The sequence below is a fragment of the Mojavia sp. genome (assembly GCF_059505145.1).
In genome coordinates this window covers 95,994-104,714 of record NZ_JCACKA010000070.1, presented here as the reverse complement: position 1 = coordinate 104,714, position 8,721 = coordinate 95,994, and the positions used below count along the sequence as shown (strand labels likewise).

Here is an 8,721-nt window from a genome sequence, read left to right as displayed (position 1 = left end):
CTCATTAACGGAGTTCTGAGGTGGATGAATCCAGTTCAAAGACTGATTAACGGAGTTCTGAGACCGAGTTGCATTCAAAGATAGTAAATTAGGGCAGCAGAGGAGCAGGGGAGCAGGGGAGACAAGGAAGGGGACAAGGGGACAAGGGGACAAGGGGAAAGAAACTATGAAAGCTCTTGCTCCTTGTCTTCTTTATCCAATGCCCCATGCCCCATGCCCAATGCCCCATGCCCCATGCCCCATGCCCAATGCCCAATGCCCAATTCAACTACGTTGCCAAATTTTAATTGTCTTATCCAAACTACCGCTGACCAACATCTCGCCAGAGGTAGTAAATGCTACGGCTGTAACTGTATCAGTATGCCCTGTAAACGTACCCAGCAGTTCCCCGGTTTGGAGATGCCACAATTTAATAGTTTTGTCGGCGCTACCACTTGCGATAATTTGCTCATCAGGACTGAGGGCGATCGCGCAGACTTCATCTGTATGTCCTTTGAGGGTGCGAAGTAATTCCCCAGTTTCTAACTGCCAAATTTTAATTGTCTGATCTCGACTGCCACTGACGAGCAGTTTACCATCTGCACTCATAGCTAAAGAACGAACGATGTGAGAATGACCCATGAGAGAGTGCAGTGGTTGCACATCCGTTAAATTCGTCACACCTGCAAAGTGAGAGGTACACCAGACTTTGATTTTGCGATAGCTACCTGTGACAAGAGTTTGCCCATCTCGACTCAACACCATAGAATGAGCCGCCGTATCATCTAAAGAAAGGGCGATCGCAACTTGGCGTTTCATCAAATCCCAAAACAGAATTTTTCTGTCATCTCCGCCAGTTGCCAACATCCTGCCATCTGGGGTAAAAGCAACGCATCTAACTACCCCATTATGTTTGTGCAAGATATCTATCAAATCTAATGCACCTACGTGCCAAATCTTAATCGTGGAGTCTGCACCAACACTAACTAACGTCTGTCCATCTGAACTAAAAGCCAAAGAATTGATTTCATCTACTAGCCCAGATACAACCCAAGGCGACTCTGATAATGTATCTATTAACTCACCTCTAGTTAAATCCCACAGCTTGGTTTCGCCACGACTACCACTGGCTAAGATAGGCGGTGTTTTGCCATTTTTCAATCCAGAATTTTTCGCTGTAGGTGTTCTAGAAGAGTAGGCAAGGCAATTAATACCTCTAGTATGACCCTTTAAGGTTTGCCAGTATTCCCAGTCTCCTATGATGTTCTTGAGAGGATGGTCTGCTGGCACAGTCTGAACCATCTCTGCCATCATTTTTCCATTGTTCACTAGCGGCACGTCTTTTTTGGCAACTAGGGATTCTAAATACCAACTTAAACCACCTGCATACAACAAAATACTAGGAGCAACATCTAGTTTTGGTTCACTAAATTCAAGTTGATCGGCAGGTAAAAATCCAGTAATTACTGCTTCCTTTTCGTATCCAAATTCACCAGTATAAGGATACAACAAGCACAGAAAAATTAATACTTGGTGCTGTTCTAGATCCTCTTGAGTAACAGACCACCTGATTTTATTTTTCTTAATTCCATTAAAACTTTCTCCATCAGCAGCGTAAACTTGAATACTGATTTTTTTGTTGGCTGTGAGCAAATAAGAAAACTTACTTTCACCACGTAAATTTCCTTCATCATCCAAAACGATATTTTTTACAGTGTCTTGTGGTAACTTTTTGACCAACTTACCCAGACGTTCAGTAATTATCCGATCAACGATTTGCTCTCGCAAAATATAATCTTCTGCTTGCCGCTGAAAATATTTGGGAAATGGTATCGTCCAGTCAGGAGGTTCGGGATAATCAGGCGGTATGGGAGGCGGATTTTTGGCGAGAATTTCTGCTTTTTGGCGCGAAAATTCGCTCATTTCTGCCAAATACTCGCTCGAAAAGGTCATAATTTCGCTGTGGCAACCTTTGACTTGACTTTCCAATAAAGTTAATTCATAAGTTTTAGGTCTTTTGACACGTTGTAGGAAGTCAGCTTGTTGAAATTTTAATAAGCTAATCCAATCCATCTGCATGAGAGCGGCAAACTATTGCATACCTAAGGTAAGCTATACCATTGCAATTACTCAAGTTTATAATCTTAATCGATTAAAATTCAGTAATTATAACAGTCTAATTAAATACATACATAGACAGATGTTAGCGGTCAGGATGCACCTAGATAGAACTCAAACATATCATCAACTGATACGGCTGAGGTATAGAGAATTAGAAAATGCCAGTTTATTCTAGCGAACTTAGAAAACTAGATACTGTTTCCGTAGAAACAGTTCTAGCTGCAAAAGAAGGTTTCATTTGAGGCGGACTTAAACGGTTGTGCTGATGTTAAGCTCATAATACTCATGGCAAAATCAGCCGATGCTAGTGGCTCTCGGCAACTAGCGCTGAAGAATTTTAGACTGGGTGATCGGGTAATGTAGGTTTAGTACTGTCCTTTGCCTCTAATTTGTTAATTTTCATATGCAAATCAAAGTCATCGCTGCTAACAATCGTTTCTAAATTCGCTATCCTTTGCTCTAACAGTTCTATCTTTTGCTGTTGCAGAAATTCAATTCGTGATTTTTTCTCATCAGAACGCCATACAGCAGCCGTACCAGCTGCTGCGCCACCAATAGCAGCTAAAGGCAGAATAAAACCACTTCGGGTAACAGCTGAAAGCGGAATACAAAGTGCTATGATTCCAACTGTAATTCCCCAAATTTGTGAAGTGGCGGCTACTCTGGCATCTTGGGATTGTTTTAATTTTTTTGCCGATTGTTTAGCCATAATTTTGTCTCAAATTACTTACTTTCTAGGTTGGCATTATTACCTATAAAAATACTTCCTACAATTAGGGGAAGTATAATCGCTATAGTAAGATTAAAGTAATTTAAATTACTTAATTGCTTTATATTGTAAAATTTTGCTCGCTAGATATAAAATACACTCTTTTTGTTTATATTGATATGACAAGCGCATTTTCTATTTTTCTTGCTGGGGCTAGTCGCGGTGTTGGACGAGCGATCGCTCAATTAACAGCACAACAGCTAAAAGTTAAAGCACTCCTGAGAAAAGAAACTACTGCTGCTGAACTAGAAGCAATGGGAATTCGGGTAGTTCTGGGAGATGCTTTGAATGTGGATGATGTAGAACGTGCAATATTAGCAGATGAACCAATCCATACCGTTATCAGCACTCTGGGTGGTTTACCTAATGAAACTAACAGGCCTGATTACCCTGGAAATAAAAATCTGATTGATGCAGCAGTCAAAGCTGGGGTACAAAAGTTTATTCTTGTATCTTCTATTGGAACTGGAAATAGTGTTGGTGCTTTATCTCCTCAAGCTTTGGCAGCCTTGGGAGCAGTTTTAGTCGAAAAAGACAAAGCTGAACAATACTTAATTAATAGTGGACTCACATATACCATCATTCGTCCTGGTGGATTGAAGTCAGAACCCGCAACTGGTAATGGAGTTTTAACCGAAGATCCACGTGTTGTTGGCAGTATCCATCGCGCAGATGTTGCTCAGTTGGTTGTCCGCTGTTTAAATTCTGAACTTGCTAATAATAAAGTTTTATCAGCAATAGATAAAAATCAGTTGTTCGGGAAACCAGAATTTGTAGAATTTCGTTTGGATTAATCAGTGCTATGGTTTTATATTGAACCACAGATGCACACAGATAAGTATCGGTGTTCATCAGTGTTTATCTGTGGTTAATTTTACTATTATTCAAATTTATAAAGTATCAGATGATTGATTTTCTTATATCATGTCCGCCTAATTAAACCTCGTCCATGTTGAAACCTGGAGTTTTGAATTATTATGTTGTGTCATTGCGACGAAGGAAGCAATCGCAAAACTTTGGTAAAAAACTACAGTTCTCAAGTTAGACGAGGTTTAGTTATAATTCTCGCATCTGTGCAAAAACCGCGAAATGCTCTTTCTCCCTGCGGTCTTAATGATAAGTTTTTCACCGGACACGATATTACTCGCCAGAAATTTGCAAAAATACTGTTCTTTTGCGCGGCCCATCCAACTCGAAGAATAACACAGATTGCCAAGTTCCTAAAGCTAGTTTGCCATCTACAATAGGAATAACCTCACTAGTAGTTAGCATCATTGCCATTAAATGAGAGTGAGCATTAATTGGTTCATCTTCTGGAACATCTCTTAAATGCAGGTCATTATGTAAATATGGCTCTGATTCTGGGGCTAATTTTCGCAAAAAGACTTTAACATCTTCTAATAATCTCTCTTCATTTTCGTTGATAGCTAAAGCGGTTGTAGTGTGGCGAGAAAACACTAAAGCTTGACCATTATTAATTGATGTTGAGGCAATAAAATCCTGAATTTTTGGCGTAATATTATGAATATTAATTCCCTGTTGGGTTTCGATTTTAATTAATTTATTAATAATTGGCATAACTTAAATCTTGGCTTTTGATCTGCAAAATGACACAAGTAATTATCCAATATTATCGGCATATATCGGCAATTAAATAATTAAATATTTTGATATTAAACAGACGATACTATTGCTCGTAAACCTTTGACTAATCTTTCTATTCCTTCTTTAGCTGTATCTTTTTGCAGCGCACCATAAGCAACGCGTAGATAACATCCATCTTTCATGCCAAAAGTTGTACCGGGAATAACTGCTACTTGATGTTCGCGGATGAGTTTTTCCACCAAATCAAAAGCATCCATCTGGGTATGAACTTTGAGGAAAAAGTAGAAAGCGCCATCGGCGGGGATAATTGTACACAAGCCTTTTAGGTGATTAAGGGATTCATTAACAATTTGCCTAACATTAGTGATCGCTCCAATATTTTCCTGTAAATATTCTTCTTTTGCCTGCAATGCCCCTAATGCTGCATACTGAGAAATTACTGGCGGACAAATCAATATTGTATCTTGGACTTTTTTAATAGCCACAAGCAACTTTTTAGGAATCACCATATAGCCGATGCGCCAACTAGCAAAACCGTATGCTTTAGAAAGGCTATAAATAGAAATGGTATACTCGCTACTGCCATTAAATGCACCAGGGGAGATGTGTTTGACTCCGTTGTAGGTAAAATATTCATAGGCTTCATCACTTATGTGATAAATACCGCGATCGCTACAAATTTGATTAATTTGCCGCAATAGTGTTTCTGAATACACGACTCCTGTAGGATTATTAGGTGAAATCGTTACAACAGCCCGTGTTTTTGAGGTAATTGCTTGAGCGATCGCTTCAGGACGTAGCTGGTAATTTTCATCCGTCTCTACTAACACTGGAAGACAACCCGCCATTGTAGTTGCCATTTCATGGTTGAAATAGTAAGGCGTATTCAGAATAATTTCGTCACCTGGGATAGTAATAGCAAGAATGGCATTCATAAACGCCATGTTGCTTCCTGCTGTAACAACGATGCAGTTTTCTTCGTTAATTTCAATGCCATTAAAAACTTGCAATTTTGCGGTTAATTCTGCTAATAAAGGCGGAATTCCCTCAACAGCTTTGTAGAGATTATTTGTCGGTTCAGCCAAAAATTTAGATAAAAATTCTATCGCTTGAGGTGGGGGATTATAAGAAACAACACCCTGTCCTAAAGAAATGGTTCCGGGAGAGTTTTTAATCAATTCTCCAACAACAGGAATAATTGGCGACTGCACCGCCTGCATACGAGATGTTAAAAATTCCATATAAAGTTTTTAAGCTGATAGGGGCGGGGGAAAACGGATATCGGCACTGAACTGCTCAAGATTAGCGCTGCGATGAATCGGTAACACATATTCTAAATTTTCATGGGGACGAGGAATAATGTGATGAGAAAGCACTTCGCCACCATTAACTTGCAGTACCGCCGTTAACCCTGCTACTACGGCAGCATTTACCTCACCCACACCCCCCCGAATCAGCACCGTAATCCGCCCCAAATCAGTATTTTCATACCCGACAAGAGTGACGCGCGCAGCTTTACACATGGCATCTCCAGCTTCCACTGCTGCGGGAATGCCATAAACTTCAATCATGCCAAGTGCCAGTGTCATTTGAAGATTTCGCTTGTAGGGATAACACAAACAAAATCCTATCACCTGTTAGTTGTGTAACAGCTCTAAGTAGTTGCCATACTTAATTGTGGCTCTTGACGCGCACGCTTTCCTGTAATTACCATCCTTGCACCATGGGCTGGAGCTAGGATAATACCCCGTCGCCTAGAAACTTCTGGTTGATTATCAGCTAGTGCAAATTGATAGCGTGAAACAAGTGTTGCCAATACAAGTTTCATTTCAAACACAGCCAAAGCTTCGCCTATACAACGACGGACACCGCCACCAAAAGGCATAAATTCATAGGGAGAAAATTGGCGTTCTAGAAAGCGTTCTGGCTTAAACTGCTTTGGTTGGGGATATAAATCCTCACGCTGATGAAGTAAGTACATACAGCCAATCACTGCTGTACCAGGTTCTAAGCGGTGTCCGAGTAGTTCAACAGGTTTTTGTACTACTCTAGGAAAAGTTAACATCGTTACCGGACGAGTACGCAATGTTTCATTACAAACAGCGGTGAGATAAGGCAGTCGGAAAATACTCATGGGATCGGGAGAATCGCCGAGAGTATCCAACTCTTGAAGCAGCTTTGCAAGAACTTCTGGCTTTTGGTGAATCAAATATAAACCCCAGGCCATTGCGCTTGCTGTAGTTTCATATCCGGCCAATAAAAGAGTGATCAACTCGTCATGCAACTCTTGATCGGTCATCGGTTCGCCAGCTTCATCTCGAGATGATAACAGCAACGAGAGGATATCAACACGATTTGGATCGGGTTTATCTCGGCGTTCGGCAATTTCTGCGTAGAGCAATTTATCAATTTGTGCGCGATCGCGTACAAATTTTCCCCAAGGACTCCAAGGCCCTAAATCCTTTTGTAAAAAGGTGAAATATAGAAAACTGGAAGTGAACGGCGAACGAAACAGATCCGCCATCAAGCCTAATTGCTTCTTGAGTTTTTGGAACCTTTCTCCCTCATAGACGCCGAACACTGTTTGTAAGATAACTTGCAGAGAAATCTCCTGAGTGACGTTACGCGCAGCAAAAGGCTGATTTGTTGGTATCTGACTAAAGACTTTTTCAGTCAAATTACAGATTTGTTTACCATAGACACGCATGCGATCGCCATGAAATGAAGGCATAACTAATTGTCGCCTTCGTCTGTGGCGATCGCCATCCAGCATCAAGATTGAATAGTCCCCTACTATGGGTTGTAAAAGCTTGTTCTTTTCACCAAGGGCGGCATACTTCTTTCTATCATTGGTTAAAACTTCTTGAATTCCCTGCGGATCATTTACAAATACTAGAGTGTCACCAAAACCAATTATTTTAGCAGTGAAAATGTCAGGATATTGTTGAGCTGCACTTTCCATATAGCCTATAGGATCGGCAACCCACTGAAGCTTTTGCAAAAAAGAGGGGGTTTTTATAGGATTGGGTAGTTGCATTTGAATTATGAAACCGAAATTTTTATAAAGACAGGTTGAAATCATGCCTGTACTAAATATGCAGTGTAGCTTTTTCGGCTGGGTATTGACTTGCAACTCATTTATTCACTAGCCCATCACGCCTGACATTTGCCTACCGATAACAGCATGACCAGATTGAACATCAAACCAGTGAATATTTTCAGGAGGTAATGCCAGGGTAATATCCTCGCCGCTCCAATTTTGATCTGTTGGCAACAAAGCACGTACCGTAGTACCTTCGGTTGATGAACCCTCAACTCTGACACTGACTAAATAGTGCATACCCAAGTTTTCCACTAGATACACTCGCCCTCGGATAGTTTGCTTATCACCTGGTTGAGCAATGCGGACATTCTCTGGGCGGATTCCCAAGACAATCTGGGGTGGTACAGTTGGTATATCTGGCAGACGCACTTGGAAGTTACTCAGCAGGGCGTATCGTCCCTGACAAGGTAGAGTCAGCAAATTCATTTGTGGGCTACCAACAAACCCAGCTACAAAGAGATTAGCTGGATGGTTATAGATGCGGTCAGGCGGGTCAAGTTGCTGAACATAGCCATCGTTGAGCAATGCAACTTTCGTGGAGAGTGTCATCGCTTCTGTTTGGTCGTGAGTGACATAGACCACTGGCACTTTTTGGGCTGCAAAAATTTGCTTGAGGTCGGCTCGAACTCGTTCCCGCAGCAGTGCATCCAGGTTACTTAACGGTTCATCCAACAAGTACACATCAGCATTACGCACCAAAGCACGACCGACTGCAACCCGCTGGCGTTGACCGCCAGACATCTGACCAGGCTTGCGGTTCATTAACTCTGCTAATCCTAATACTTCGGTCACCTCTGCGACTCGCCGTTTAATTTCTGCTGATGGTACTTTTTTCAGCTTTAGCCCAGAAGCGAGGTTTTCGTACACCGTCATGTGGGGATAGAGTGCATAGCTTTGGAATACCATTGCAATGTTGCGATCGGCTGCTCGCTTATGGGTGACATCCACATTGCCAATTTTGATCTGACCACGAGTAGGTTCTTCAAGACCCGCAATCATGCGTAAAACGGTGGATTTGCCACAGCCAGAAGGGCCAAGTAAAGTGAGAAATTCATCGTTATTTACAGTTAAGCTAACGTCTTTGACAGGGACGACTTTGGGATTAAAAGTTTTATTCAAATTTATAAGCTCAAGTTTAGCCATT

The 8,721-nt window shown here is 41.3% G+C and carries 8 protein-coding genes; 1 reads left to right on the top strand and 7 read right to left on the bottom strand.

The window, feature by feature from the left end:
* Positions 1-264: 264 nt before the first annotated feature.
* Together AC5JL8_RS17495 and AC5JL8_RS17490 are read right to left on the bottom strand one after the other, a co-directional pair.
* Positions 265-2,058, bottom strand: a complete 1,794-nt coding sequence (locus AC5JL8_RS17495) for a WD40 repeat domain-containing protein (RefSeq protein WP_495880962.1) — start codon at positions 2,056-2,058, stop codon at positions 265-267.
* A 379-nt stretch (positions 2,059-2,437) separates the two neighbouring features.
* A complete protein-coding gene (locus AC5JL8_RS17490) occupies positions 2,438-2,809 on the bottom strand; it encodes a hypothetical protein (RefSeq protein ID WP_495880961.1) in 372 nt (123 codons plus the stop codon).
* A gap of 179 nt (positions 2,810-2,988) precedes the next feature.
* Between AC5JL8_RS17490 and AC5JL8_RS17485 the strand changes: the two genes are divergently transcribed.
* Complete coding sequence (locus tag AC5JL8_RS17485) at positions 2,989-3,663, top strand: SDR family oxidoreductase (RefSeq protein WP_495880960.1); 675 nt, start codon at positions 2,989-2,991, stop codon at positions 3,661-3,663.
* A 346-nt stretch (positions 3,664-4,009) separates the two neighbouring features.
* On the opposite strand, the gene AC5JL8_RS17480 is transcribed toward AC5JL8_RS17485, so the two are convergent.
* From AC5JL8_RS17480 to AC5JL8_RS17460, 5 genes are all read right to left on the bottom strand, one after another.
* Positions 4,010-4,447 carry a secondary thiamine-phosphate synthase enzyme YjbQ gene (locus AC5JL8_RS17480; protein WP_495880959.1) on the bottom strand — a complete coding sequence of 146 codons (438 nt, stop codon included), beginning with the start codon at positions 4,445-4,447 and terminating at the stop codon, positions 4,010-4,012.
* A gap of 95 nt (positions 4,448-4,542) precedes the next feature.
* A complete protein-coding gene (locus AC5JL8_RS17475; protein WP_495880958.1) occupies positions 4,543-5,715 on the bottom strand; it encodes a pyridoxal phosphate-dependent aminotransferase in 1,173 nt (390 codons plus the stop codon).
* Positions 5,716-5,724: 9 nt separating this feature from the next.
* Positions 5,725-6,063 (bottom strand): carbon dioxide-concentrating mechanism protein CcmK, encoded by a 339-nt coding sequence (locus tag AC5JL8_RS17470; protein ID WP_495880957.1) that lies wholly within the window; start codon positions 6,061-6,063, stop codon positions 5,725-5,727.
* A gap of 65 nt (positions 6,064-6,128) precedes the next feature.
* A complete protein-coding gene (locus AC5JL8_RS17465; protein WP_495880956.1) occupies positions 6,129-7,511 on the bottom strand; it encodes a cytochrome P450 in 1,383 nt (460 codons plus the stop codon).
* A gap of 108 nt (positions 7,512-7,619) precedes the next feature.
* Positions 7,620-8,720 (bottom strand): ABC transporter ATP-binding protein, encoded by a 1,101-nt coding sequence (locus tag AC5JL8_RS17460; RefSeq protein WP_495880955.1) that lies wholly within the window; start codon positions 8,718-8,720, stop codon positions 7,620-7,622.
* Between the last annotated feature and the right edge of the window lies 1 nt (position 8,721).